At 40.2% G+C, this 25,823-nt stretch carries 23 protein-coding genes; 14 read left to right on the top strand and 9 right to left on the bottom strand.

What is annotated here, in order from left to right; genetic code table 11:
• Positions 1-14: 14 nt before the first annotated feature.
• The 3 genes from KFZ56_RS18255 (at position 15) to KFZ56_RS18245 (ending at position 2,359) form a co-directional block, all read left to right on the top strand.
• Positions 15-455 (top strand): small multi-drug export protein, encoded by a 441-nt coding sequence (locus tag KFZ56_RS18255; RefSeq protein WP_222643590.1) that lies wholly within the window; start codon positions 15-17, stop codon positions 453-455.
• A gap of 222 nt (positions 456-677) precedes the next feature.
• Positions 678-1,289, top strand: a complete 612-nt coding sequence (wrbA, locus tag KFZ56_RS18250) for an NAD(P)H:quinone oxidoreductase (RefSeq protein WP_222643588.1) — start codon at positions 678-680, stop codon at positions 1,287-1,289.
• A 281-nt stretch (positions 1,290-1,570) separates the two neighbouring features.
• Positions 1,571-2,359 carry an ion transporter gene (locus KFZ56_RS18245; protein ID WP_222643585.1) on the top strand — a complete coding sequence of 263 codons (789 nt, stop codon included), beginning with the start codon at positions 1,571-1,573 and terminating at the stop codon, positions 2,357-2,359.
• A 57-nt stretch (positions 2,360-2,416) separates the two neighbouring features.
• Here KFZ56_RS18245 and KFZ56_RS18240 read toward each other — a convergent pair whose 3' ends face one another.
• Positions 2,417-3,433, bottom strand: coding sequence for an LLM class flavin-dependent oxidoreductase (locus KFZ56_RS18240; RefSeq protein WP_222643582.1), 1,017 nt, complete (start codon positions 3,431-3,433; stop codon positions 2,417-2,419).
• A gap of 451 nt (positions 3,434-3,884) precedes the next feature.
• On the opposite strand from KFZ56_RS18240, the gene rlmN reads away from it, so the two are divergent.
• Together rlmN and KFZ56_RS18230 are read left to right on the top strand one after the other, a co-directional pair.
• The gene (gene rlmN, locus KFZ56_RS18235; protein WP_222643580.1) at positions 3,885-4,952 is read left to right on the top strand and encodes a dual-specificity RNA methyltransferase RlmN; all 1,068 of its coding nucleotides are present in this window, start codon (positions 3,885-3,887) and stop codon (positions 4,950-4,952) included.
• A 254-nt stretch (positions 4,953-5,206) separates the two neighbouring features.
• The gene (locus KFZ56_RS18230) at positions 5,207-6,799 is read left to right on the top strand and encodes a BCCT family transporter (RefSeq protein ID WP_222643579.1); all 1,593 of its coding nucleotides are present in this window, start codon (positions 5,207-5,209) and stop codon (positions 6,797-6,799) included.
• 65 nt (positions 6,800-6,864) lie between these two features.
• On the opposite strand, the gene KFZ56_RS18225 is transcribed toward KFZ56_RS18230, so the two are convergent.
• The 6 genes from KFZ56_RS18225 to KFZ56_RS18200 all read right to left on the bottom strand — a co-directional run bounded on the left by KFZ56_RS18225 (position 6,865) and on the right by KFZ56_RS18200 (position 10,175).
• Positions 6,865-7,281 (bottom strand): hypothetical protein, encoded by a 417-nt coding sequence (locus KFZ56_RS18225; protein ID WP_222643578.1) that lies wholly within the window; start codon positions 7,279-7,281, stop codon positions 6,865-6,867.
• On the bottom strand, positions 7,278-7,487 hold the full coding sequence (locus KFZ56_RS18220) for a helix-turn-helix transcriptional regulator (RefSeq protein ID WP_222643576.1): 210 nt from the start codon (positions 7,485-7,487) through the stop codon (positions 7,278-7,280). The genes KFZ56_RS18225 and KFZ56_RS18220 overlap by 4 nt, the downstream gene beginning before the upstream one ends.
• 497 nt (positions 7,488-7,984) lie before the next feature.
• Entirely contained in the window at positions 7,985-8,437 is a 453-nt protein-coding gene (locus KFZ56_RS18215; protein ID WP_222643574.1) for a hypothetical protein, read from the bottom strand.
• Complete coding sequence (locus KFZ56_RS18210; RefSeq protein ID WP_222643572.1) at positions 8,434-9,186, bottom strand: helix-turn-helix domain-containing protein; 753 nt, start codon at positions 9,184-9,186, stop codon at positions 8,434-8,436. The genes KFZ56_RS18215 and KFZ56_RS18210 overlap by 4 nt, the downstream gene beginning before the upstream one ends.
• Before the next feature lie 176 nt (positions 9,187-9,362).
• Positions 9,363-9,581, bottom strand: coding sequence for a helix-turn-helix domain-containing protein (locus KFZ56_RS18205; RefSeq protein WP_222643570.1), 219 nt, complete (start codon positions 9,579-9,581; stop codon positions 9,363-9,365).
• Positions 9,582-9,602: 21 nt separating this feature from the next.
• A complete protein-coding gene (locus tag KFZ56_RS18200) occupies positions 9,603-10,175 on the bottom strand; it encodes a DUF2975 domain-containing protein (RefSeq protein WP_222643568.1) in 573 nt (190 codons plus the stop codon).
• 460 nt (positions 10,176-10,635) lie between these two features.
• Between KFZ56_RS18200 and KFZ56_RS18195 the strand changes: the two genes are divergently transcribed.
• The 5 genes from KFZ56_RS18195 to KFZ56_RS18175 all read left to right on the top strand — a co-directional run bounded on the left by KFZ56_RS18195 (position 10,636) and on the right by KFZ56_RS18175 (position 16,829).
• A complete protein-coding gene (locus tag KFZ56_RS18195; RefSeq protein WP_222643567.1) occupies positions 10,636-11,130 on the top strand; it encodes a PH domain-containing protein in 495 nt (164 codons plus the stop codon).
• Positions 11,127-12,635: a PH domain-containing protein gene (locus KFZ56_RS18190; RefSeq protein ID WP_255585224.1), complete on the top strand. Its 1,509-nt coding sequence runs from the start codon at positions 11,127-11,129 to the stop codon at positions 12,633-12,635. Before KFZ56_RS18195 ends, KFZ56_RS18190 begins: the two co-directional genes overlap by 4 nt.
• Before the next feature lie 118 nt (positions 12,636-12,753).
• Positions 12,754-14,802 carry a catalase gene (locus tag KFZ56_RS18185; protein WP_222643565.1) on the top strand — a complete coding sequence of 683 codons (2,049 nt, stop codon included), beginning with the start codon at positions 12,754-12,756 and terminating at the stop codon, positions 14,800-14,802.
• A 284-nt stretch (positions 14,803-15,086) separates the two neighbouring features.
• The gene (locus KFZ56_RS18180; RefSeq protein ID WP_222643563.1) at positions 15,087-16,274 is read left to right on the top strand and encodes a ParM/StbA family protein; all 1,188 of its coding nucleotides are present in this window, start codon (positions 15,087-15,089) and stop codon (positions 16,272-16,274) included.
• A gap of 9 nt (positions 16,275-16,283) precedes the next feature.
• The gene (locus KFZ56_RS18175; protein WP_222643562.1) at positions 16,284-16,829 is read left to right on the top strand and encodes a hypothetical protein; all 546 of its coding nucleotides are present in this window, start codon (positions 16,284-16,286) and stop codon (positions 16,827-16,829) included.
• 231 nt (positions 16,830-17,060) lie between these two features.
• Here KFZ56_RS18175 and KFZ56_RS18170 read toward each other — a convergent pair whose 3' ends face one another.
• Positions 17,061-17,657, bottom strand: coding sequence for a GbsR/MarR family transcriptional regulator (locus KFZ56_RS18170; RefSeq protein ID WP_222643561.1), 597 nt, complete (start codon positions 17,655-17,657; stop codon positions 17,061-17,063).
• A gap of 408 nt (positions 17,658-18,065) precedes the next feature.
• Here KFZ56_RS18170 and KFZ56_RS18165 point away from each other — a divergent pair, with 408 nt between their 5' ends.
• From KFZ56_RS18165 to KFZ56_RS18150, 4 genes are all read left to right on the top strand, one after another.
• Positions 18,066-18,941 (top strand): glycine betaine ABC transporter substrate-binding protein, encoded by an 876-nt coding sequence (locus tag KFZ56_RS18165; RefSeq protein WP_222643560.1) that lies wholly within the window; start codon positions 18,066-18,068, stop codon positions 18,939-18,941.
• Positions 18,942-19,040: 99 nt separating this feature from the next.
• Positions 19,041-20,774 (top strand): serine hydrolase domain-containing protein, encoded by a 1,734-nt coding sequence (locus tag KFZ56_RS18160; protein ID WP_222643559.1) that lies wholly within the window; start codon positions 19,041-19,043, stop codon positions 20,772-20,774.
• 343 nt (positions 20,775-21,117) lie between these two features.
• Positions 21,118-22,611: a Mur ligase family protein gene (locus KFZ56_RS18155; protein WP_222643557.1), complete on the top strand. Its 1,494-nt coding sequence runs from the start codon at positions 21,118-21,120 to the stop codon at positions 22,609-22,611.
• Between the two features lie 123 nt (positions 22,612-22,734).
• Positions 22,735-23,376, top strand: a complete 642-nt coding sequence (locus tag KFZ56_RS18150; RefSeq protein ID WP_222643556.1) for a DUF421 domain-containing protein — start codon at positions 22,735-22,737, stop codon at positions 23,374-23,376.
• Positions 23,377-24,047: 671 nt separating this feature from the next.
• Here the strand turns inward: KFZ56_RS18150 and KFZ56_RS18145 are convergent.
• A complete protein-coding gene (locus KFZ56_RS18145) occupies positions 24,048-25,637 on the bottom strand; it encodes a BCCT family transporter (protein WP_222643555.1) in 1,590 nt (529 codons plus the stop codon).
• Between the last annotated feature and the right edge of the window lie 186 nt (positions 25,638-25,823).

Genomic DNA, 25,823 nt, shown 5'->3' with positions numbered 1-25,823 from the left:
AGAGGAGGGGAAGTATGCTTTTTGAATATGCATTGGTGTTTGTTGCGGCTGCTATCCCATGGTTTGAAATTGCGGTGGTTATTCCGCTTGGTATTATTAGAGGCTTATCTTCGTTTTGGGTTATGCTGCTTGCGTTTGTAGGAAATGTAATCACTGTTCTTCCGGTTGTTATCGGAGCTGATAAAGTAATGGAATGGTATACAAAGCGGCGGAGGGAAAAAGGAAAGGCGCCTTCTTCTCGCAATGAACGTGGCAAGCGGATATGGAATAAATATGGCCTTCCTGGACTCGCTTTACTCGGCCCGATTTTAACCGGCATCCATCTAGCTGCTTTAATAGCTATGACATTAGGAGCACAGAAAACAAACGCAACGATTTGGATTACGATCAGCCTCGGAATATGGACGCTTATTTTAGGGATTGGTACCATGATGGGATTGGATATCTTTTTATAAAGCGGAACTAATCCCTTGTATATTCGGTTTGGCTATATTTTTGTAAGGAAATGATACCCTTGTAGTTATTTTTTATAATTAGGTTACTTGACATAATGACGATGAACCATTATTATACTTATATAAAGTAACTTACTTCTTAAAGGATAGTATGTGTTTTTTCATGTACTAAATTGCGGGAAGCAAGAAAAATTGATACTTATGTCGAAAGGAGATAGTAACATGGAAAATGTAAAATTGGCAGTCATTTATTATAGTTCAACCGGGATAAATTATCAAATGGCTAAATGGGCTGAAGAGGCAGCAAAGGAAAATGGTGCAGAGGTAAAAGTTGTACGTGCACCTGAGCTTGCACCAGAAGCAGCAAGAGCAGCAAATCCGGCTTGGAAAGAGCATTATGATGCCACAAAAGACATCGTTCCAGAAGCAACATCTGATGATATCGCATGGGCAGATGCAGTCATTTTTAGTGTGCCAACACGATTTGGTAATGTTCCTTCACAAATGAAACAATTCTTGGATCTACAAGGAGGCATATGGGGAGCAGGGAAAACAGTGAATAAAGTAGTCAGCGCAATGTCATCCGCACATAACCAGCATGGCGGTCAAGAAGCAACAATTCTTTCGTTGTACACGTCGATGATGCACTGGGGAGCGATTATCGCAGCACCAGGTTATTCTGACGAGTCACTAGTTGTAGCCGGTGGTAACCCGTATGGTACCAGTGTTACGCAGGATGATGATGGAAAAATGGTAGAAGATGTGGAAGAAGCAGTGAAGTATCAAGCTAAACATACGCTGGATATTGCAGCACGTGTTAAAGCCGGAAATTAATTAGTTTATCTAGTACAAGCTGATTGGGTTCTTCCCAGTCGGCTTTTTTCTTTAATGGACTGTCTTTGGACCGTTGGGATGAAATAGTGTTGTTTGCCAAGCCGAAGCCGGGGAAGAAAACAGGATTAGAACTGAAAATCCGCAATCTAAAATGGATCGCGGATTTTTAGCTAATCGACAAAATATGACAAAATGTGGGTGGTTCCAGGCACTGTTCACCATGGCGTGACAGATGTCGATAAAACAGGTAAAATAACCGAGGAAGGGGGATACGTTATTTCATGAAAAGGTTACGAGAAAGATGCGCTCAAATAGCGGCACATCCGCATTTTATGAATACGATTATTGGCTTTATTATTATCAATGCTGTTTTAGTTGGGTTAGAGACATATCCCTTTTTTGCTGAGAATTATTCGGGTTGGTTGGATATAGCTAATCAGGCGTTACTCTGGATTTTTACGGTGGAAATTATTATTAGATTACTAGGAAGTAGATCGCTCGGGGCGTTTTTTAAAGATCCGTGGAGTTTGTTTGACTTTGTGATTGTTGCTAGTGGCCATTTTTTAGTGGGATCCCATTTTGTGACCGTTTTACGGATATTACGGGTCCTTCGTGTGTTGCGAGCTATTTCGATTATCCCGTCCCTTAAGTTAATGGTGAATGCCCTTTTAAAAACAATCCCATCAATGGGAACGGTGCTACTATTACTGGGTATTTTCTTTTACATCTATGCGGTTATTGGTACCATGCTGTATCAATCCATCGCTCCGGAATACTTTGGGAGCTTGCACGCATCTCTGTTAACCCTTTTCCAGGTTGTGACGTTAGAATCCTGGGCAAGTGCTGTTATGCGTCCAATTTTAGTTGAAGACCCCACATCCTGGTGGTACTTTGTAACATTCATTATGATAGGTGCTTTTGTTATTATAAACTTGCTTGTCGGTGTAATTGTAAACAATGTAGAAGAGGCTCATCGGGAGGATACCCCTTCCCCTACAGATTTGAAGCTTGCTGAAATGCAGAAAGAAATGCAGGAGATTAAACGTTTGCTTGAAAAGGACTCAACATAGATCTAAAAAGAGCCACGATGGTCCATCCTCAACAAATCGTGGCTCTTTTTATGTGATTTAATCCATCAGCCCGCCAACAATTTCATAGGATCGCTTTCTATCTTCTATATTATAAATTTGGGAGTTGATGATGATTTCATCTGCTTGTGTTTCTTCCTGGAACCTTTCCAGGCCGCGTCGGACGGTTTCTGCATCTCCAATAATAGTTGTACGTGGGTCAAGGCTTTGCTCAATCGCTGACAGCTCCATTGGTGAATACATCTCTTCAATATTCTCCACCGGTGGCAGTAGTTTCGTTGGCTGTCCTTTTTGCATGGTTAAAAATTGTTGCTTGAGACTTGTTGCCAACCATTCCGCTCTTTCATTCGTATCCGCTGCGATCACATTGACACCAACCATGGCGTATGGTTTTTCCAACGTGTCGGAAGGCTGAAAATTATCGCGATACAGTTTTAGCGCTGGTATGGTATATGCTGGTGCAAAGTGACTGGCGAATGAAAAATATAATCCTTTTTGCGCGGCAAGTCTGGCGCTAAAATCGCTGGAGCCAAGCAGCCAAATAGGAATATCAAGCCCTTGCCCAGGCACAGCTTTTACACGAGATATCGGTTCATCAGCAAAATAATCCTGTAATTCATTGACCTGCATTGGGAAGTCCTCTGGTCCTGTATTCAATGTACGACGCAATGCGTATGCGGTTGCCTGGTCACTTCCCGGTGCGCGACCAAGGCCAAGATCAATGCGCCCAGGATAAATAGACTCCAGTGTACCGAACTGTTCTGCAATGACAAGTGTTGCGTGATTTGGCAGCATAATTCCACCAGCACCAACACGCATATGATTGGTAGCACCCGCAATATGGCCGATAATCACCGATGTTGCCGAGCTGGCAATACCGGGCATATTATGATGCTCTGCTAACCAATAACGATGGAAACCGAATTGTTCCACATGCTGTGCTAAGTCCACGCTATTTTTAAAAGATTCACTTGGATTGCTGCCCTCAACAATAGGCGCAAGATCCAGAACGGATAGTGGGATATTATTAAATGTTTTTGAATTGGTGGATGTCAAATTTCTTCACTCCTTTGTAATACTTGCTTTATATGAAAATGATACGTTTTTTAACAGGTTGCGTCCAATTATCAGCTTTATGCAGGTTGTGTCATGCTTTTTCAACGTATATGCAAGGATGGATTACGTGGAAAAGGGGTGGATCGCTTCTCTCTGGTACATGGTTGCGTTAGTTCTAAGTCTAGCATGTACCAGAGAACCACTCTCATGCACCTTTTTCCGCTGAAAAAGTCTATCCATGTATCAGAGAACGGTTTTCATGTACATGCCTCAACCAAATCAAGCTCCTCCATGTACCAGAGCGTTGCCCTCAGGTATATGCTTCAATCAATTCGAACCTTCCATATACCGTAGAAATTTTTTCATGGAATTCATCATCATTTGCCTTCACCCCTCAAAATCAAGTATGATATAAAATAGTAATAAAAGCGTTTTGAAATGAGGGTTCAAAATGAACAAAACATCTATATATGGACTGACATATGACAAATTGACGGATTGGCTCGTGGAGCATGGGCAAAAGCGTTTCCGCGCGCAGCAGGTCTGGAATTGGCTGTATAAGAAGCGGGTCAGGAGCTTCGCGGCTATGAAAAATGTAAACAGCGAAACCATCGAGCTACTGGAGGAAAACTTTGCCATCCACACACTGGAAGAAGAGATTAAGCAGGAATCTGAGGATGGCACAATTAAATTCTTACTGAAATTAGCGGACGGTAACTTAATCGAGACGGTTCTCATGCGCTTTAATTATGGTCTGTCTGTATGTGTAACCACCCAAGTTGGCTGTAATATCGGCTGTACATTTTGTGCAAGCGGGTTGCTGAAAAAGAATCGTGATCTTTCAGGTGGCGAGATTGTTGAGCAAATCATGAATGTGCAAAGACATTTGGACGCACAAGGCGAGGATGAGCGTGTGAGCCATATTGTCGTGATGGGAATTGGTGAACCATTTGATAACTTTAACAATCTGATGGACTTCCTCTATGTTGTCAATGATGATAAAGGATTGAATATCGGAGCAAGGCATATCACCGTCTCTACAAGCGGACTTGCCCATAAAATATATGAATTTGCTGATACAGGCATTCAAGTGAATTTAGCAATTTCCATCCATGCGCCAAATAATGAGCTGCGTTCACGGATTATGAAGATTAACAAGGCGTTTCCGATTGAGAAGCTGATGAAAGCTGTTGATTATTATCTGGAGAAAACAAACCGACGTATTACCTATGAGTATATTATGTTGCGTGATGTGAATGATCATGAGGAAGAAGCGAAACAATTGGCAACATTATTATATAATCATCGTCACTTGGCTTACGTAAATCTTATTCCATATAATGCTGTTTCCGAACATGATCAGTACGCAAGAAGTGAATCCACAGCAATTCAGGCTTTCTTTGAAACACTTAAGACACACGGGATTAATTCTGGCGTACGCTGGGAAAATGGCGCCGACATTGACGCCGCATGTGGTCAGTTGCGAAGTAAGCAAATTAAAAAGACAAAAGCAGTGTAATAGAGGGAAGGAGCACATCTAATAGTATTAGATGTGTTTCTCTATCTATTTTTCATATATAGATGATTATCTATTCCTCATAGAATTCCAAACATTCGACATTCGTTCTCAAGTGCTTTACATACAGGCCTTTTCGATTAAACACAGGCTTATTTTTCCAACCGAGAGACAATAAGAATGTTTACGAAGTCTTTTGTTGTGTTATTATGGAAAACATATATAATCAAACAAATACGATAGGATGAAACTTCATTATGAAAACAAAGAAAAAACATTTTTCCAATGTATTCACTTACGCCACAATCATTGTTGGGGCACTAGTCCTTCTAGGCGCCGTATTCCCTGATCAATTTGGTCAAACTTCAGGTGCTATTGGCACATGGGTCACAGATACCTTTGGTTGGTACTATATGACGGTGTTTACTTTAATTTTATTCTTTTGTATATTTTTAGGTTTTAGCCCCATTGGTAAACTCAAACTGGGTAAACCAAAAGACAAACCTGAATTTAAAACAATATCATGGTTAGCCATGTTGTTTAGTGCTGGTATGGGGATTGGCTTAGTGTTCTATGGTACATCTGAACCAATCTCCCATTATCTGGCTCCGCCTACTGCTGATCCTGAAACAAAAGCTGCCTTGGCTGAAGCAATGCGATCAACGTTTCTGCATTATGGATTCCATCCATGGGCTGTATACGGTATTGTAGCACTTGCGTTGGCTTATTCGCAGTTTCGAAAGGACGAAGTTGGTTTACTGTCTAAAACATTACGACCTATTCTGGGAGATAGAGTAGATGGCCCTATTGGTTCTGTTGTTGATGTGTTATCCGTATTTGCAACCATTATTGGTGTGGCTGTTTCTTTAGGGGTAGGAGCCATGCAGATCAATGGGGGATTGAACTATCTTTTCAATATCCCTAATAATCAGCTGGTTCAAGGCATTATCATCGCTGTAGTTACAGTGCTGTTCTTGTATAGTGCTTGGAGTGGCTTAAGCAAGGGTATTCAGTATTTAAGTAATTTAAATATGATATTAGCAGGTCTATTGTTTGTTGCTATCTTAATTCTAGGTCCAACGCTACTTATTCTCAATATGATACCAAGTGCGACAGGTGATTATTTAAATACATTATTATTCAATAGTTTAGATGTCGCTCCATTAAACGATCAAAAAAATGAGTGGATGCAGTCTTGGACCCTGTATTATTGGGGTTGGTGGATGAGTTGGAGCCCATTTGTAGGAATATTTATTGCAAGAATTTCACGTGGTCGATCAATCCGGGAATTTGTCATTGCGATATTAACGGTTCCAATTGTTGTGAGTATCATATGGTTTAGTACATTCGGTCTGACAGGCATTGACGTTGGACAAAATACACCAGCTATATTTGACATGCCACCTGAAACGCAGTTGTTTGGTATTTTTAATGAATTGCCTATAGGTATCATTTTATCGTTCCTTACGTTGGCGCTTATCGCATCTTTTTTTATTACTTCAGCCGATTCTGCAACGTTTGTTTTAGGTATGCAGACTGCTTTCGGTAATTTAAGTCCTGCAAATTTTGTTAAAGTCGTATGGGGATTAGGGTTATCGGCAATCGCATATGTATTGCTCTTAGCAGGTGGAGAAACCGGCTTAGACGCCCTACAATCAGCAGCCATTATATCGGCATTGCCGTTTAGTGTAGTGGTCATATTGATGGCTGTCGCATTTTATAAAGATGCCAACCGGGAAAGAAAATACTTAGGTTTAACACTTACGCCGAATAAAAAGAGAATGAAAGAGTATATGGAAAAGTCAATGATGAGAAAGAAGATGGAAAAAGCTGGTGAACGAGATGGATGAAATATGGGGAGCGCATCTAGTGGTTAGATGCGCTCCCCATTTAAATTACTATCGATATATAAAAATTATAGTCTGTTATCACGTATCTTTTCTAAATATCGAATTAATGGATATATGACTGTAAAACAGATTGAAAAGATGACTACAACGATTGCTGTACTTTTAATCATTGGATCAGAAGTGAAAATGAAAAGAAGGATAGCTGCTATGCCTATTCCGAGTACGACCAACAATGGCCCCAGATTCGATTGTCTATCCGGCCTTTTGTTGTTATCTATACCGATATCTATATTTCCATATATCAACGGAATACAACTTAATATCAGTACGAACATGAAGGGGCTTTTGATGGCGCTACTTAAATCAATTGTTATTGCATTGTAGACTAAGATACTTGTAATTCCGATGGTTTGAATAATCAATGCAATCTGCATGTATTTCAAATTCTTTAATATCAACCGTTCATCCCTAATTTTTTTCATGTATTATCATTCTCCTTTTCTACCCAAAATACTTCATCCAATGTTTTATTAACGGCATAGCATATATCCAAACACAGCTTTAAAGTTGGATTGTATTTCCCTTTTTCAATGAGGCTAATGGTCTGCCTTGTTATTCCCGTTTTCTCTGCCAGTTGCTGTTGTGTTAAATCCATCTGCACACGAGCAATTTTTACGTTGTTCTTCAATTTTGCATAACCACCTTGCGTGTATGGTAATATATAAGTTACATATTTCCATATATATATTACATTTATGTTATATTTTTAACAAGCCATTATCAACTTTTATTTACGGTCTATGCTATGTCTTGATATGTTGGTTGAATGACCTTTAAAAAGATGTAATAAGCTAAATACAGAAAGAAAATGCCGCCAAGTAATCAAGTATATGATCCCAATAAAAGTAAAGTAAGGGAATGGGAATTAAGATTAAATAGAAACACCCCCAATGATCCGTTGCTTTTTAGGCATCATTAAAAATCACTACCTACATATAAATTTCAGATTATGTTCTGAAATGTTTATCCCACTCTAAAATTTATTGTAACATATAAATTGCATAAATCAATATATAATTTACACTTAATCGTTGTTGTATTGTTCGAATGCTCTTAATTTCCATTAAAAATGAACCATCTTATTTAAGATGGTCCTGGGGTATAGTGAAATTTAACATTTGATTTCTAAAATCCATTGAGCGATTCAGCAGCGCTTTCGGAAACGGTAAATCCGGTGGTCCAATCACTTATTTGTAACTCGATATAAGGGGCGTCTCTATAGGTAACAATAGAAGCGATCGCTTGCAATTCGCTTTGATTCGCTTTTGCCTCCCCTAAACGTCTCGTGGGTTCTTGATACAAGATGAATTGTTTCTCTTTTTCTGCCTTGTCCGGGACTTGGGCAGGTTCCCATGTATCAACGTCGAGGATATCAACAAACGTTTGGATTTCCTCATCTTCCGTCATCGTGAAAGTAGGCATCGTATCATCCCATTCCTTGACCTCAACTTGTTGACTTTTCCTCATATTCTCCTTCCATTCAGCTGGATCGAGTGGTTGCGCTTGCTCGTTGCTACACCCAGTGAAAATGGCTGTGGCAATGAGTGTAAACATACAACATATCAGCATATTCTTCATTTTAATTCCTTCCTTTCGTTGTTTTCTACCGTTTTGTAAGCCAGAAATCGATAGGATTGAAGGATACCTAGGAAGTAGATAAAAAGATAAACGGATGTGCCAGACAATATCATACTCATTGCTAACATCATAGATACCCAATCCTCAACCAATTCTATACCAATCAAAGGCAGGACTAAAAAGCTGATACCAAAAAGAATAATACTAACAAGAATGAGAACGTTATATTTTTTCTTCTTCGCCATATAGATGTTTACAAGCTCTTCTTTAACCCCTTCATCAAACAATAAAGGTTCTCTTTGTAGTTGCGGGTATGGGTTCCCGGTCAATAAGATGGAAATAAAAAGGGCGGCGGAAATGATCATCGCCATTAGATAAAGAAGGGCGCCAATTTCGTTGAATAGAAATACAAAAGCAGCTCCTGCCAGTAACAGCGCAATGGCCCATGCCATCTTCCTATATTTCAACGTTTGGTGTAACAGGTAGCCACTTGCCATTTCCTGACTCACATAAAACCCCTTTTCGTTTGTTGAAATGGTTTCTTTCGGCTCCTCTGCATCATGTAACAGATAATCGAGCGTCACATGGAACATTTCACTCATTTTGATGATCTTTTCGATTTCAGGATAGCCATTGTCATTCTCCCACTTACTAATAGCTTGACGAGATACGTGTAATTGAAATGATAGCTCTTCTTGGGAAATGCCGGCTTCCTTTCTTGCCTGTTGAATTTTTTCTCCAAAAGTCAATGTAGTCTGCCTCCTTTCTCGATTCAGGTTATAATAAAACGATTGCATTTGCCACCAACATCTAGTTGCCATTTCGCAATTTTCTGTTGCAACCAGTGTTTTCTTCCTTTGCAACTAGTAATTTAAAAGCTTTTTGTAAAAAATTTACCTATAAAACGAGTGAGGGTAAATTAATGTTATTTATCCTCACTCTCATCCTCTATGTACTCAATCAAGTCACCTGGTTGACAGTCTAAGGCTTTACACAGTGCATCAAGTGTTGTGAAGCGGATTGCTTTTCCTTTCTCATTTTTCAATATGGATAAATTGGCCGGGGTGATGTCAACGATTTCGGAGAGCCTGTTCAGTGACATTTTACGTTCAGCCATCATGACATCAAGTTTTATTCGTATCATTTTGTCATCCCTACTTCGTATTTATATTGTTTTTTCATTTTCTTCCACTGCATTAACGGCCATTTTCATTGCCGAGGAAATAATGAGAAGGACAATGCCAACAATAATAAAATCAACATAGGCGATATTTGAAAAGGCAATGGAAGCATTGGAAATATCCAGTGCAGTGATAGCTTTTGATAATAATAGTCCGTCCATAAAAGTTGTAGCAGCCCCCAACACAAGAAAGGTTATCCCTAGTTTGAAAAGAATAGAGACATTTTCATACATAAAAATACTATTTCCATAGATGTTTTTTAATAATTTATACATAAACCATAAAAATAGGAGGGCAAACAAAAATAAGCCCGCATAGGAAATAAAATCTAGGAATATAAAGGATTTATCCGCGTAAAGATCTGGTTGTTGGTAAAAATGGAGATCCATATAGCCGAATATTGGTTCATAGGTTCCAAAAGATCTAGCTAATCCACTACCGGGCATCCAAATTCGTGAGGCATATTCAATTATTGTAACAACACCAGTTAAAAGGACAAGGTAGAAAAGGACTAAACAAAGTATCGATGTTATTTTGAATATAATGTTTGATTTCATATGTACACTCCTTACTGATTAAGCTCACATTTGTTTATCGGTATAATTGAACTGTATAGCAATGGTAACATATCTCTTTTCTATTGTTAATGATATAATAACGTTAAGCAATATAATATTATTGAATATCAATAAAAAAATATTGCAATAGATAATATGTTTAGTTATATTTATCCCAACCATATATAACAAATCTGGAGGTCGGGTACATGTCGGAAGCACTATAGCAATAAGGAATGCTAAAAAGAAGATTGGTAGGAAGGAAATTGTTAAAGTGTTATCTTTTACGATTCATAGAGGAGAAGTAATGAAAAAATAATTATTACCTGGGAAATGATATTCAGCCTACTTAAATATGGGGCATGATAATTTGTGATGGAAAACGAATTACTTTTATACGACGATTGTTGCAGCAGGTATTGTAGATAAATGACTGGGTTAAAACTAAAAGGGTGATCTTTTGTACACAGATATTCCAGCACCACAGAATCGATTATCGAAAGATAGTATTAAGGTCTGGTTAATCAGGGAAACAGCAGAGAATATGGTTGGATTTATCATACTGGGGGTCCTATTTTACCTTGACTATTATTTGTCTTGGAGGGAATGGATAGGCTGGATCTTTATCGGATTAACCGTGTTAGCTATTATAGGAACAATTTGGTCTTTTTTTAAGGCCTTTTTACTTTACAAACATTGGCGCTATGGGATAAGCGAGGAATTTTTACAATTAAAATCAGGTGCATTGAAAGAAAAGCATGAGCTGGTACCGATGACGAAAATCCAATCTGTATCTACCAATCAGGGTCCATTGTTGCGCAGGTACAACCTATACGCCATTACCGTGAACACGATGGGGAGTGAGCATGTGATTCCGGCATTGCCCAAGCCAATTGCCATGGAACTAAGGGGTCAAATTGCCCGCTATGCGAAGGTGAAGGAGGCAGACGAATGATCGAAGAAAAGCGGCATCATCCGCTTACGATTCTGTATGACATTTGGGAATTAATCAAGAATTCCTTTTTCTTTATCATTCTCCTATTTGTGATTCAGGGAGATTCGGATTTTTGGCTGATTACGTACGGACGAATGGCATTTATTGTTATTTTTGGACTTGTGCTTCTGTACATACCGATTAAATGGTTGACGCGTACGTATATATTTGATGAGACATCGCTTCAATTGCAGCGGAAGTTTTTTACGACGACAAAGCAGACCATTCCTTATACGAAAATTCAACATGTGAAGCGGAAAACGAAGGTGTTTCATCGATTATTCAATATGACCTCCCTTACTGTTGAAACGAGTATTCAGGGTGATGGTGGTACGGTGAACTTCGACGTGCTTACACCTAAGGAAGCAACGCAGATCGAGGAGCGAATTCAAGGAAAAGTACAGGGGGAGGAAGGGAATGATAGCGCTGGGATAGTGTTATCAGATAGCGTAGAGGCCAATCCCGAACAGCAACGCGAAGCAGGTGTTACTGTCCATTTCACACCAACGAAAAGGGATACGCTTAAAGCTTCTTTTACATCGTTTAGTTTTATCGCTGTTATTCCAATCGCAGGATCCTTTATTTCTCAAACAGAGCAAATGTTTCGTGTGGATGGGGAAGTAGAAGGGTTCTTTTCCTCGATATTAGGTTCTTGGTGGATGATTAGCCTTTTCCTGCTTGTCGTAGTACTTCTTGCTATTGGTGCAGGAGTTATTTGGACGATGTTGAGATACGGCAAGTATGAGATTGCTTCGGATAGCGAGAAAATTTATATCACAAAAGGTATGTTGGAAGAGAGCTATTTTTCGATTACCAAAGACAATGTTCAGGCAGTGAGTGTGGAGCAATCATTCATGAAGCGGATGCTCGGGCTGGCAGAGGTAAAGTTGACCAGTGCTGGTGGAATGGGCGAAGATGACTTAGAAATCAATACGCTATATCCCTTTCTGCCTGTCAAACGTGCGTATGCCATGATTACGGAGTTATTACCGGCGTATCAGGTGTGCCAAACGATGGAACGCCTGCCTAGAAGGACGTTCTGGTTACGCATGCTTATGCCAAGTTGGTTCTGGATCATTGTAACAGCTGTTCTATATTTTACGAAGGCAGACTTTTTTGGAGTGGAGCAGTCGTGGTGGATCATTTCCATTATCCTTCTAGTTCTGATTATGGTCTCTCGAATATTAAATTACGTTCATTCGCGTTATGTATTGAATGATCAATTTGTCCAATTCAAAACCGGTGGATTTACGACATCGTTATTTCTTTCCAAACGGAACAAGATCATAGAGGTTCAAGCAACACGAAATATCCTGCAGAAGAAATTAGGCTTAGCCTCTCTAGTTACGGTTAATCGCGCTAAGCCCGTTGAGCACACAGAAATGAAGGATGTACCAGTGGGATGGGCCAGTGCATTTTATAAATGGTATATGGCACGGAATAAGGAAGTGGAGATGGAGCATTAATGTAGAAAGATGATCCGAAGGGAAATAATGTATAAAAAAAGGGAATGACATCTTATAAGAACCCCCCTTTGGGAAAGGCTAAGAAATGTAGCTTTTACCAATGGAAAGGGGAACACTTATGAGTGATACGAACAAAGGAAGCGAAAACAAGAAACAAGCACAATTGGAACAGTATAAGGTTGATGATTTGAATAAAAAAATGACAATGGATCAGGGGCTTAAGATTTCGGAGGATGAGTTTTCCTTGACTGCCGGTGAACGCGGCCCGAGCCTGATGGAGGATTTTCATTTTCGTGAAAAAATGACGCATTTTGATCATGAACGTATACCTGAGCGGGTTGTGCATGCGCGCGGTTTTGCGGCACATGGAGAGTTTGAGCTTTACGAATCCATGAAGCCCTATACGAAAGCTAACTTTTTGCAAACACCAGGGACAAAAACCCCTGTGTTCACCCGTTTTTCTACCGTGGTAGGCTCCAAGGGGTCTTCGGACATTGTTAGGGACGTACGCGGATTTGCGACAAAGTTTTACACAGAAGAAGGAAATTACGATTTAGTTGCCAACAATATGCCTGTTTTTTTCATTCAGGATGCCATGAAATTCCCGGATGTTGTTCATGCGATTAAACCAGAACCCCATAATGAAATTCCACAGGCAACAGCAGCACATGATACGCTGTGGGATTGGGTTGCCAACAATCAGGAATCAGCCCACCAGATCATGTGGCTTATGTCCGATCGAGCTATACCGCGCAGTTTTCGGATGATGCAAGGATTTGGCATTAATACATTTCGTTTTGTAAATGAGAAAGGAAAAGCGCATTTTGTCAAATTCCATTGGCTTCCAGTGCTTGGTGTTCATTCATTTGTCTGGGATGAGGCGCAGAAGGTGGCTGGCAAAGATCCGGACTTTAATCGACGCGATTTGTATGATGCGATAGAGCGAGGTGACTTTCCGGAATATGAACTCGGGGTGCAAATCATTGATGAAAAGGATGAATTTGCTTTTGACTTCGATATACTGGATGCTACGAAACTTTGGCCAGAGGAAGATGTCCCTCTGAAAATTGTCGGTAAGCTTACCTTGAATCGAAATACGGATAATTTCTTTACGGAAACGGAACAGGTAGCGTTTCACCCGGGAAATGTTGTTCCGGGCATTGATTTTACCAACGATCCTTTGCTGCAGGGGCGTCTATTTTCCTATACGGATACCCAACTAATTCGATTGGGTGGACCGAATTTTCATGAATTACCGACGAACCGACCGATCTGTCCGTTCCATAATAATCAGCGTGATGGCTATGGTAGGCAGACGATTAACAGGGGGAATGTTGCTTATCATAATAATTCACTTGCCAATAATACACCAGCCACATCAACTGCAGCCGAGGGCGGATTTGTTCATTACCAGGAAAAACTGGAGGGCAAAAAGGTTCAAGCACGCAGTTCCAGTTTTAAGGATCATTTTTCTCAAGCGAAGCTATTTTGGAATAGCATGAGTGAGACGGAAAAGCAGCATATTATTAATGCCTTTAGCTTTGAAGTTGGTAAGGTGAAAAGCATGAATATTAGGCAGCAGGTCGTGGAAATGTTTAGCAATGTAGATTTAGAATTAGCTACTGCATTTGCAAAAAATATTGGAGCAACGCCGCCAAGTAAGGGTGGATCCAATGTGACCAAGTCATCACCAGCTCTTAGTCAGGCCAATACAACAAAAATACCGGCAACCCGTAAAGTGGGGGTTATATTAAATCATGGTTTTAGTTGCAAGGAAGTGAAGGATATTCTGCACGGATTGCAGGCAAAAGGCATTGTGTATGAGGTTGTAAGTGAAAAACTCGGTGTTGTAACAGGGGATAATGGGGAGGATTTGAAGGTCGATTACACGTTTATAACGACGCACGCGGTATTGTATGATGCCCTCTATATTGTCGGAGGAAGTGGCGAAAGTAGTGTATTTCATAACGATACGACTGAATTTTTGAATGAAGCTTTCAAGCATTATAAACCAATTGGCGCCACACATGATGGGGAGAAATGGCTGAAGGAAAATAATATGCAAAAAAGCGCCGGTATTGTGATGAATGATAATCATCAGAAATTCGTGACTATGTTTTCCGAGGCAATTGCCCAACACAGACATTGGGAACGAGAAGTTATTTGAAAATGGGGAATGGAGATAAGAGTGGATACTCTTGTCTCTTTTTTATATGGTTAATAATGGCAATTTTATGCTTGCAAACATAAATGTAAACATGTATGCAAAATGTTTACAAAAGAATACAAAAAAGTTTTCTTGTGTTCAAATATGTGTACATGCTGTTTTAAAGGTGTTTGCAAATTGTAATCATGTAAACAAAAATGAATGCAGAAAAAGTTTTATTGATTATTTTATGAAAAACTATTAACCTAGTAATAGTACTATTTTTCGAGAGGAGTAATGTTACAATGACAAAACCAAGAACTGCAGCAGTAGATGTTGGAAATGATGCGCTAAAGGCAAACTTTGGCAAAATGGAAAATACAGTGTACATACCTAACGTTATCGCACCAGATTTGGAGGATCGTCCGGTAATTGGAATAGAGGATTTAGATGAGAAAGATGTGCTGGATAATATCCATATTCGAGTGCACTCCCCAGCACTGGAGGAAAATAATGCAGTTTATCGTGTAGGTAATTTAGCAACCAAGAGCAGTAATTCAACTGAGCTTGATCCCGGTGGTAGTAAATCGGAAGAGGATCAGACCCTGGTCATGCTTTTCGCATCGATTGCACTAGATGCTGTTACAAGTGACGCATTTAAGTCAACAAAAAAAGACATCATTGATGCGAATTATACACTTGGAACCGGACTACCTTTACGTGAAGTGAAGGAAGGAAAAGATGTAGGGTATCGTTCTCAGTTGTTGGGTTCTGTACATCAAGTAGAATTTTTAGTAACACCAAAATATCAAGGCAAGAAGGTAAATATTAAATTTGATGAAGTCAAGGTTTACCCGGAAGGCTTTGCGGCTTACGTGAACTTAATTATGGATAATGACCTGAAAGTGATAAATAAGGATCTGATTGATAAGCAAATTTTAATCCAGGATATTGGTGGCTTGTCAACAGATATTGCAGTCATTCGAAATCGTAATGTGGATGATGATAAGGCACAAGGGTTTAACCTGGGAGTTTCTGAGTCTCTGGAGGATATCCGGGAAGAAATTCGCTCCAAACACGGTGTGGAATTGGACAGTCGCCGGGACGTTGTTGACATCATCACCCGGAAAAATGATCGAAATCATATCATGGTAAAAGGAAGCAGAACGAATGTCCATGACATCACTGATCATATTTTATTGGAACTTGCGAAAAAGGAATATCGCTTCTTGAGAAATGTTTGGCAGAAAAATTCACAATCGGAGATTTGCTATTTTGTCGGTGGGGGATCTACCGTATTGAAGGATTATATCAAAGCGCTAAACAATAAGATGGATGGTTTTAATATTGAATTCTTTGAAGATGAAAATGAAAGTATCTGGATGATGGCAAATGCGTATTATAAGTTAATTACAGATTTTGTCCGAAAATCAAGTAAAGATGACAATAAGGAAAACGTGAAGGAAGAGCAAGCAACGACGGAAGCTAAATAGGGTGAGAGGATGTCTAAGAATAGTATAGAACGGGGACAGTCTATTACATTTCGTGTCCCCTCTGATACGCCGGATTACCTTTTAAAACAATTGCAGAAGTTAAAAGAAACAGAGCGACGAAACTTTTCCAGCAAAATTGCTCAGTATGTCTTAAAGGGTGTGAACGAAACCTATTCGAAAGAACGGGAAACGATCACGATTCCCATGCCGAAACAGCTTACAAAGGAGCAGAAAAGCTGGTTAAAACATGAGCACTCGGAGGCGCTCATTGGAACGATTCTCTATCAATTATTAAATGATCCCATGCGTGCGACGACGCTGCTGGCCTCATTAAATAGTAACACAAGTAATATCGATGAGGCGTTGTATTTGCAGGAAAGTGCTGCAGCCGATGAAGGAGACAAGAAGGAGACAGCGTCGAATTCAGATGTTTCATTGGATGATGTGGATCTGGGTGCATTGCAGAACGACCTCCACGCACAACAAGAAGAGGAAGCAGATGATGAAGAAGATGACGATCCTTTGGGTGACTTCTTCTCGAATATGAATAAGTAGGAAAGCTGGTTTGAGAGGTTTTAAGCCTTTTGAACCAGCTTTTTTTTACCGATTTTACATCACCAATATATGTCTTGAGCTAACCAGCCTATTGTGTTGATGCGATGCACATTCATAATTAGGAACATCGTCTGGTTTCTTGTCTTTTTGAAAGGCGGGTTAGTGCTTTTCTAAAACGTTAATCCTACTGTGTTTGTAAGTAACAAGCAATAGGATCATACCTATCCTTCACTACTTATGTTTGGCATCTCCCTGATCATCAGAAGTAGTATTTTCTTGCGTTACAGGAACAACATCGAAAACTTTTCCACTTTCAAAAAAGTCTACAAGTCGGTCGATCCAATCATAATATGCCACCCAATCATCCAATTCTTGCTTTAACTCACTTATTTTCTTTTCTACTTGCTTATCAGAAGTTCCATCATTCTGTTGTTCAATGTGTGCAATTTTGTCTTGAAGGCGTTTAGCTAGTAAGGAATTTTTACTCACTACATCTTTCCAATTCGTCGTAAATAATGATATGAATGTTTGCACATAATTATCTTCTACCGTGTAATGCTCCTTACGGCTTCCTTTCACAAACTTTTTATCAGCAATGTTCAGTGCCATCATTTGACGCATGACTTGACTCATTCTTGTTTTACTCATGCCTGTTTTGACTGCAAGCTCATCCAGTGTCATTGGTTCCCGATTTAAATAAATAATGCCAAGCAATCTTCCAATTGTCGAAGAAACACCAAATGTGCTCATATTGTCTGCAATTCGATCCGATATTTGATCTTCGGCTTCTTTGAGTTGATCCAGAACATTTTCCCGCGTGTTTGTCACAAAATCCCCCCTTCACTTTCTCTGTTACATTAACATACATCCAAAAGAAAAGAAAAAATCTAAGGCATTTCTAAGAATGAGGAAATCAAAGGAAATCTAAGAAAATAGTTTTTAAAGTTTATACAATATAAATTGTATAGATTTTTAAAAGTTTACAGGCTTAAATGCTTCTTTTCATATGAGAGGTATTTTTCTATACTAAACAAAGCGTCAATGAAGAAAAGACAATACGGAGGTGTTTTTACCTTGCTGGAGTTTAAACATATGACGAAGAACGATAAATATAGTAAACCAGCTGGTAATAAGCGAGGGGTGAAAAGCGGTTATAAAATGTTCTTGAACCATGTCATAACAGTAATATAAGAGCTTACAATGAGCGATATTTAATATGTTTAGGAGAGGTGTAAAATGAAGAAAATACGATTTATTCTACTAGCAATTTTAGTATCAACAGTCATATACGGCTGCTCATCAAGTGGTGATTCTGATGAAGGTGATGAGAACACGTTAACGTTTGGCGTCACGGACTGGACAAGTACCGTTCCACCAACGAAAATAGCTGGCAAAATTTTAGAAGACATGGGTTATGACATAGAAGAAATCGATGCCGATACTGGTAGTGTATATACCGGCATGTCAGAAGGCGATGTTGATATATTTATGGATTCGTGGTTTCCAGCACAAAGACAATATATTGAAAGGTATTCTGATTCCATTGAAAGTATCTCTGTCAGTTATGATGATGCTAATTCCGGAATGGTGGTTCCTGCGTATATGGAGGATATCAATGACGTTGAAGATTTAAAAGGGAATGAGGATATAGTCAATAATGAAATGATGGCCATTGGCGAAGGCGACCCAGCAATGCAGGATATGGAAAAAGTTATCGATTTTTATGACCTGGATATTGAAATGATCAATTCATCAGAAGCAGCTATGCTTGCCGCTGCAGAAGGAGAAATGGATGAGGGGAATCCTGTTTTATTTTATGGATGGCGTCCGCATTCGATGTTTGATAAATTCGATTTAAAAATACTAACGAATGAAGAAGCAACCGAACAGGAAGGGTTGTTTGATTCGAGTGAGATTCATGTTATTGCGAATAAAGAATTAGAAGAGAAAGCACCTGAAGCATTTCAGTTTTTAAGCAACTGGAGCATATCTATGGAAGATATGGAACAAATGATAGCCGAAATTGATAGTGGAGAGGATCCTGATAAAGTAACAGAGGAATGGATTGATAACAATCAAGATAAGATTGATGACATGAAAAATGGAAATTAAAAAATAGGCTCCTGTTGTTTCATCCGATGCACCATTCAATCATGACACGACGGACAAGTGAGCATTTACGATTAGATATAGATAAGAGAGGACCATGCAATGATGAAAATAGCGAATGATCCAATTACCTGGAATGAACTCATCGAGGGGACGGAAGTTAAGGGATTAACGAAGAATGATCAATTCGCCGCCCCCGATAACGCGCAAGAGCCTTCGATGGAATTTGAGGGTACGTTAAAGCTTGAAGGTACACAAATGGGAATGAGCCCGAAGTTCAGTACGAAAAACGTACATGGCAAAGATATTACGTTTTTCCCGGACGTATCTCTCGCATTTATGACGGTGGATGATAAGTATCTCGTTCCCGTGACACAAGATGTCATCCCCAATGGTACGTTGGAGCACACAAGAAGCTACTGGGATATCATTGTCCAACCGGGGCGCGTTTGGAGAGAGGTTGACCAAGATAACGGTTGGAACCGTGCTTCATTTCCGTTTTCGCTCGTTAATCGCTTAGAAGGAGAGACCCATATAGGAATCGCCATGTTTCTTTATAAAGAAGCGAATGTTTCCCATGTTCGATTTCAGATCGTTGCCCAGACAGGTCCCTTCGACGTATCGAGTTATTTCAATGCCTGGGGAGTTATGAAGGCAACCTATGAGCCTGGTGGAATAGATAACGTAGAGGAGCATAAAAATGTTTATCGACGACATCTCGAAAGTCGCTTTCCAACCGCCCCATTCGATGCATTAAAACAAAAGGTTGGGGGCCGTCATCTAGCGGCATTTCATGGGGCGAGAAACGCCGAAGAGGAAAAACACGTCCTCCAAACCGGCCTCTTCTATGAGGGCGTGCTATATCGATCGCCATGTTATTTCGCTGCTGGCCCATTTCCATATGGTGATGACATTCGTTATGGTGTTTGGTCTGTGACAAAAACAGCGATGATGAACGTTGCCATGTTACGCTTAGCTCAGAAGTATGGATGTAGTCTGCTTGATGAAAAAATTGCCACTTATATCCAAATACCAGCATCCCAAAAAGCATGGAATGATGTCACTTACTTGGATATGGCTAATATGGCTTCGGGACGCGGTGCCACTACTGACGATCCAACATGCTATTTGTGTGATTATCACCGGTGGTATTTAGCTCCATCGAAGGATGAAAAGATGAGGGAAGCATTAGACTATCCTCGGGTTTGGGAGCCCGGGACGAAGTATAACTATCGTGATCAAGATGCCTTCCTTCTTGGTGTTGCTCTGGAAGCGTATCTCCAGCATAAGGAGGGGGAAGGGGCTACGTTGGATCAATTGCTTAAGCAAGAAGTGTACGAACCCATTGGTATCTACTATGCACCAGTAAATCACAGCATTGAGGGTGATGGCTCATCCGGTCATCCCAGAATGGATTTCGGTTACCACGCCACATTAGATGACTTAACTAAAATCGCTTTGCTCTATGAAAAGCGCGGTTACTGGAATGGTAACCAGATACTACATCGCGAGTTGGTGGAAAGTATATTACCCAAACAAGATCTCCCTACTTTAGCCATTCCAAAGGGAGATAAGAATGCGTTTGGACCTCAATACTATGCGATGAATTGGCACATTGAGTCTTATCGCTCGTCAGAAGGAGATGAACTTTATCTGCCGAATATGAAGGGATATGGTGGTAATATTGTTACGCTGATGCCCGGGGGCGTAGTCGGATTGCGAATGGCAAATGCATTAACATCCGAGGATGACTTTGATTCTACGGTGCCTCAGGCAGAAGTAGGCAATCAACTTGTCTCCTTTTGCAGGGATAAAGCGACAAGCACGTTTGAATAGGTTGTTGCTGTTGAGCCCGCAATGCTGGATAGAACATTAAAAAGAAAAGGGAAATGAGCTGTCGCAAAATGTATGCCATGAATTTGAGACAGCTCATTTGCTGTTTTATTTAGAGTATGATTTTAATCAATAAATGCAGCTTTCCATTAGCCTGAAGGGGAATGTCGAACTGATGCGAGAAGGCATACTCGTGTTGTGCATGTTGCTTTCATGCAGATGAGGTTTTTCTGTTAACTACCTAAAAAATATGCTATACTTAATGGATTAAAGATATTCAAAAACGATTTGTTTATGTACATATAGAGGAAAGCAAGGCGAACAAGGTTTAGTGGAGGTAACCAATATGAAATTGAATCATTTGATGAACGCAATAAGGATAGAAAACAACCCAACGTTAGCGGATATGGATATTTCCGGTGTTTCCTATCATTCGCAAAAAGTCGCAGAAGGCCATCTTTTTGTTTGCATCAGAGGCTATAAAACGGATGGGCATAAATATCTTGCTGATGCCGCAAAACGAGGAGCAAAAGTGGCTGTCGTAGAAGAAATACAGGAAGATGTGGAAATTCCCCAAGTTCTTGTTGAAAATAGTCGCGTAGCATTAGCGCAAATAGGAGCAGCTTATTATCATCATCCTTCCGAAAAATTGAAAATGATCGGTATTACGGCAACGAATGGGAAAACAACAACCTCGTATATGGCAAATGCTATTTTGGAAAATCATGCTTTTAAAACCGGATTAATTGGAACGGTCAATGTTAAAAATGGGGAATCTTCCATTCCTTCAGAACTTACAACGCCGGAGTCATTGGACTTGCAGTATTTTTTAAATGAAATGGTTCGTAATGACGTTTCTCATGTGAGCATGGAAGTTTCCTCTGCAGCGCTTGAAATGTACCGTGTGGAGGCAGTCGATTATGATATTGTGTCCCTTCATAACATCAGCCAGGAGCATGTGGATACGCATGGTTCTTTTGAAAGATATTTTGAAGTGAAATCAAGTCTGATTCGCGATGCATCTGCCCATAGTTTTGCTGTGCTTAACCTCGATGACACGTATTCGGCATCCCTTGTTGATCAGACAGATGCGACTGTTATCGCATTTGGAGTTAACAGTAACAAGGGTATCGTGCAATGTAAGGATTTGGATCTATCTACAGGTCGAGCAAAGTTTACCTTTGCGATTTTACAACCTTTTACAGTGGATGATATCACGTACAAGCCTAGTCAATTTAATGTAGAGCTTGCTGTACCGGGACTGCATTCCGTGTATAATTCCATGACTGCGATTATCATTGGATTGCTCAATGGCGTGCCTATTTCGACGATTCAACAATCACTAAAAGAATTTACCGGCGTCCCTCGAAGATTTGAATTTATTTATGAAGACAAATTCAAAGTTGTGGACGACCACTTTGCCAATCCGGGAAATATCAAAGTAACGTTGCAAACCATCCATTTCATGGATTACCATAATCTGCATGTCGTCTATGCGATCCGAGGCGGGCGCGGAGCAAAAATTAATAGAGACAACGCGGAAGTTCTCGCTGATTGGGCCGGGGAGCTTGGCATTAATGAAGTAACGGCAACCAAGAGTGTGGCTCATACAACGGAAAAAGATAAAGTCACAGATGAGGAACTAGATGCATTTATGCATGTGATGGAAGAAGCAAATATAAAGGTTCATCTGTATGATGAACTTCCGGATGCGATCACAGAATCGCTAACGAAAGCTGGCGAAGACGATCTTGTTCTATTAGCTGGCTGCCAGGGTATGGATTATGGAGCAGGCGTTGTATTGGACCAGCTTGCTCAAACAGATGTGAAAATGAAATAAACTTCCTTAGGCACTCCCTTCCTGTGAAGGTGGGTGTCTTTTTGTTTTTGCTGGCAGGCGCATAATACCAAGTCTATAAGTCAAACTATATATATCAACCTTAAAAAAGGAGCTCGTATCGTTATGGAATTTGCTTGGATTTGGAAAGCTGTCATCATTATCCTCGGTGGAACACTTCTTTTGCGATTTGCCGGAAGAAAATCAATTTCACAAATGACGCTTGCACAAACGGCGATCATGGTTGGGATTGGCTCTCTATTAATTCAACCAGTTGCCGGGGAAAACATTTGGGTAACGCTCGGAGTAGGTGCTATTCTCGTGCTGACATTGATTGTCATGGAGTTCTTGCAAATCAAATGGGACTTTTTCGAAAACATAATCACCGGTAAATCAAAAGTGTTAATCGAAAATGGGACATTGCATGAGAAAAACTTAAGGAAGCTGCGGTTAACAGTAGACCAGCTAGAGATGAATTTACGCCAGGAAAATATAGCGCGGATAAGTGACGTGCAATGGGCGACACTCGAGCCAAATGGTCAAATAGGATATGCGTTAAAGCCAGAGGCACAGGCCGCAACGAAAAAAGATTTGCAACAGCTGGAAACGATACAGCAAACCCTAGACCAAATCATGCAGCATTTAGGAATGATAAATACCAATAATCAAGCGAACAATCAACCTCTTCCTCCAGATCAGCAAGAGGATTTATTTGCTGAAGTTAAACGGAAGCAACATAAAAATTCACCACCAAATTATTTGCAGTGATGGGTGTAGGGCTAGTTGGTATACATCATATTATTGGATTAGCTCGGATTCAAGAGGAATAGTCTCTCCAACGTATCGATAGTAGTTAATGATTAAGCCAGGCGCCCGTTTTGGGTGCTTTTTTTAGTTTCCGGATGCCTATAAGCACTCCTGAACTCTCTAGTGTGAAGGAATTGTGCTACTCCATGTACCGGAGAGGAGCTCTCAAGCACATGAAATCGGAAAAAGCGCTGAACCATGTACGAGAGAGGGGCTCTCAAGTATATGAAATTGGAAAAAGAGCTTAACCATGTACGAGAGAGGGGCTCTCAAGTACATGAAAGCTGGAAAAAGAGCTTAACCATGTACGAGAGAGGAGCTCTCAAGTACATGAAAGCTGGAAACAGCACTTAACCATGTACGAGAGAGGAGCTCTCAAGTATATGAAATTGGAAAAAGAGCTTAACCATGTATGAGAGAGGTGCTCTCAAGCACATGAACCCCGTAAACAGAGCTTAACCATGTATGAGAGAGACGTTCTCAAGCACAAGCAACACAGGATTATGCTTCCCCTTTTTTATAGCCAGCACGGTCCGAGGTTTTAAACACCAAGAAGCTCCTGGTCATCCGTTTCGAAAACACTGCTGCCTTCTAACTCTCCACAACGCCCTCTACGCCCCCTCACTTGGTTGTTACTCTTGATTACGTTTTTGCTTTACCGTTTCGCTAGGATCAATATAAATCGTTGGGGATGTGTAATCTTTGGATGCTTTAATATCACTGCTGGATGCTTTCATAAAGGACCAAGCAAGTAAGAACATGATAAATATAACCGGGAATCCTGCGACAATACTTGCGGTTTGCAGTGTTTCCAACCCTCCAATATACATCATGACAAGTGGCAATATACACAAGGTGAATGCCCAGAACAACCGATTCCAACGCATCGGCTCACTTTGTACTTCCTTTTGTACGACGGCTGCAAGAATAAAGGATGAGGAATCAAATGTTGTTGCTAAAAATATGATCGCAAGGATGGTGAATAATGCTACCATGATCCCTGCCATTGGTAATTGGCTCACAATAGCAATAATAGCGGAGGCTGCGCCAAATTCATTCATATGGCCGATCACGTCAAACTCTCCGGATAATTGGAGATATAATCCGAAATTACCCATAACGCCAAAGAACAGGACACTGCCAATGGTACCATATACCATGGTGCCAATAATCATTTGTTGAATGGTCCGTCCACGGGAGATACGTGCAACGAAAAGTCCAACAAATGGGGCGTAAACAACCCACCACGCCCAGTAAAACACGGTCCACGATTCTGGGAATTCCGTATCCGTGAATCCGGCTAAGTCACCGAACGGCTCTAACCATGTAGCCATCCGAAAAAAGTTATCAGCAAGGATTCCAAAACTGGAAAAGGTTGCTTCACTGATAAAAACCGTTGGTCCAAACACAAAAATAAATAAAAGAATGAAAATGGCCAACCATAAATTAACATCACTTAACACTTTAATTCCTCGTTTTAACCCCGAATACGCGCTAATGGCAAAGATAATTGTACATAAAAGCAATATCACGGTTTGGAGGCCCAGTGTAACCGGGATTCCTGTCAAGTCGTTAATTCCTTCTGCGATCATGGGTGTTCCCAGCGCTAAGGTCGTTCCAGCCCCGCCCATTAACCCAAATATGAACAAGATATCAATAATGACACCAAGCGGGCCATCCGCTAACTTACCGAGTACAGGTCGTACTGCTTTACTAATTTTAAGTACCGGGTTTTTCCGAACATAATAGAAGTAAGCAATGGGTAGTGCGGGTAACGTATAAATGGCCCAGGCAATTGGCCCCCAATGAAAAATACCATAAGTAGTTGCCCACTGCACGGCCTCATTTGATTCAGGTGTTTCACCAAATGGCGGCCCTTGATAATAGTAAGCCCACTCGATCATTGCCCAATACAGAATACTTGAACCAATACCGGCGGCAAATAGCATGGCTGCCCAGGAGAGATCGCCAAATTCTTTCTCATCTCCCTTATCACCGAGTTTAATTTTGCCGTTTTTGCTAAACGCAACAAACAACAGAAAAAGGAAAACTAATAAACCAAGGATCATGTAGAGTACACCAAAGTTACCAGTCATAAAACGGTTCGCCATATTGATAACTTCAGCTCCGGCCTCCGGAAAAAGCATTAGTGGAATCGTCACACATAACAAGACAACTAACGCACCGATAAATGTAGGCCAATCAATTAATTTTGCATTCATAGTGAAATTCCTTCCTACCTTTAAAAGGTTATTTTAAGTATAAACTTTGTAAAATTTAAGTTGTATAAAGTTTACAACTAACATACTTGCTTTTTCTTTAGTATGCTCCAAATTACGGTGTATAATTGTATTTTTTATTTTTTTCGATGCATGTTACAGTTTCATAAGAATAATGAAGCATTCAAC

Origin of the sequence: Virgibacillus sp. NKC19-3, from assembly GCF_019837165.1 — a bacterium.
In the GTDB taxonomy this organism is placed as follows: Bacteria; Bacillota; Bacilli; order Bacillales; family Amphibacillaceae; genus Virgibacillus_L; species Virgibacillus_L saliphilus.
This window is presented reverse-complemented; position numbering and strand designations above follow the sequence as displayed.

Bases quoted from the DNA above. Each gene is read 5' to 3' on its own strand.
- KFZ56_RS18185 (WP_222643565.1), top strand. From the start codon at position 12,754: ATGAGTGATACGAACAAAGGAAGCGAAAACAAGAAACAAGCACAATTG.
- KFZ56_RS18230 (WP_222643579.1), top strand. From the start codon at position 5,207: ATGAAAACAAAGAAAAAACATTTTTCCAATGTATTCACTTACGCCACA.
- KFZ56_RS18160 (WP_222643559.1), top strand. From the start codon at position 19,041: ATGATGAAAATAGCGAATGATCCAATTACCTGGAATGAACTCATCGAG.
- rlmN (WP_222643580.1), top strand. From the start codon at position 3,885: ATGAACAAAACATCTATATATGGACTGACATATGACAAATTGACGGAT.
- KFZ56_RS18215 (WP_222643574.1), bottom strand. From the start codon at position 8,437: ATGAAGAATATGCTGATATGTTGTATGTTTACACTCATTGCCACAGCC.
- KFZ56_RS18225 (WP_222643578.1), bottom strand. From the start codon at position 7,281: ATGAAAAAAATTAGGGATGAACGGTTGATATTAAAGAATTTGAAATAC.
- KFZ56_RS18205 (WP_222643570.1), bottom strand. From the start codon at position 9,581: ATGATACGAATAAAACTTGATGTCATGATGGCTGAACGTAAAATGTCA.
- wrbA (WP_222643588.1), top strand. From the start codon at position 678: ATGGAAAATGTAAAATTGGCAGTCATTTATTATAGTTCAACCGGGATA.
- KFZ56_RS18245 (WP_222643585.1), top strand. From the start codon at position 1,571: ATGAAAAGGTTACGAGAAAGATGCGCTCAAATAGCGGCACATCCGCAT.
- KFZ56_RS18165 (WP_222643560.1), top strand. From the start codon at position 18,066: ATGAAGAAAATACGATTTATTCTACTAGCAATTTTAGTATCAACAGTC.
- KFZ56_RS18150 (WP_222643556.1), top strand. From the start codon at position 22,735: ATGGAATTTGCTTGGATTTGGAAAGCTGTCATCATTATCCTCGGTGGA.
- KFZ56_RS18190 (WP_255585224.1), top strand. From the start codon at position 11,127: ATGATCGAAGAAAAGCGGCATCATCCGCTTACGATTCTGTATGACATT.
- KFZ56_RS18200 (WP_222643568.1), bottom strand. From the start codon at position 10,175: ATGAAATCAAACATTATATTCAAAATAACATCGATACTTTGTTTAGTC.
- KFZ56_RS18180 (WP_222643563.1), top strand. From the start codon at position 15,087: ATGACAAAACCAAGAACTGCAGCAGTAGATGTTGGAAATGATGCGCTA.
- KFZ56_RS18255 (WP_222643590.1), top strand. From the start codon at position 15: ATGCTTTTTGAATATGCATTGGTGTTTGTTGCGGCTGCTATCCCATGG.
- KFZ56_RS18175 (WP_222643562.1), top strand. From the start codon at position 16,284: ATGTCTAAGAATAGTATAGAACGGGGACAGTCTATTACATTTCGTGTC.
- KFZ56_RS18145 (WP_222643555.1), bottom strand. From the start codon at position 25,637: ATGAATGCAAAATTAATTGATTGGCCTACATTTATCGGTGCGTTAGTT.
- KFZ56_RS18155 (WP_222643557.1), top strand. From the start codon at position 21,118: ATGAAATTGAATCATTTGATGAACGCAATAAGGATAGAAAACAACCCA.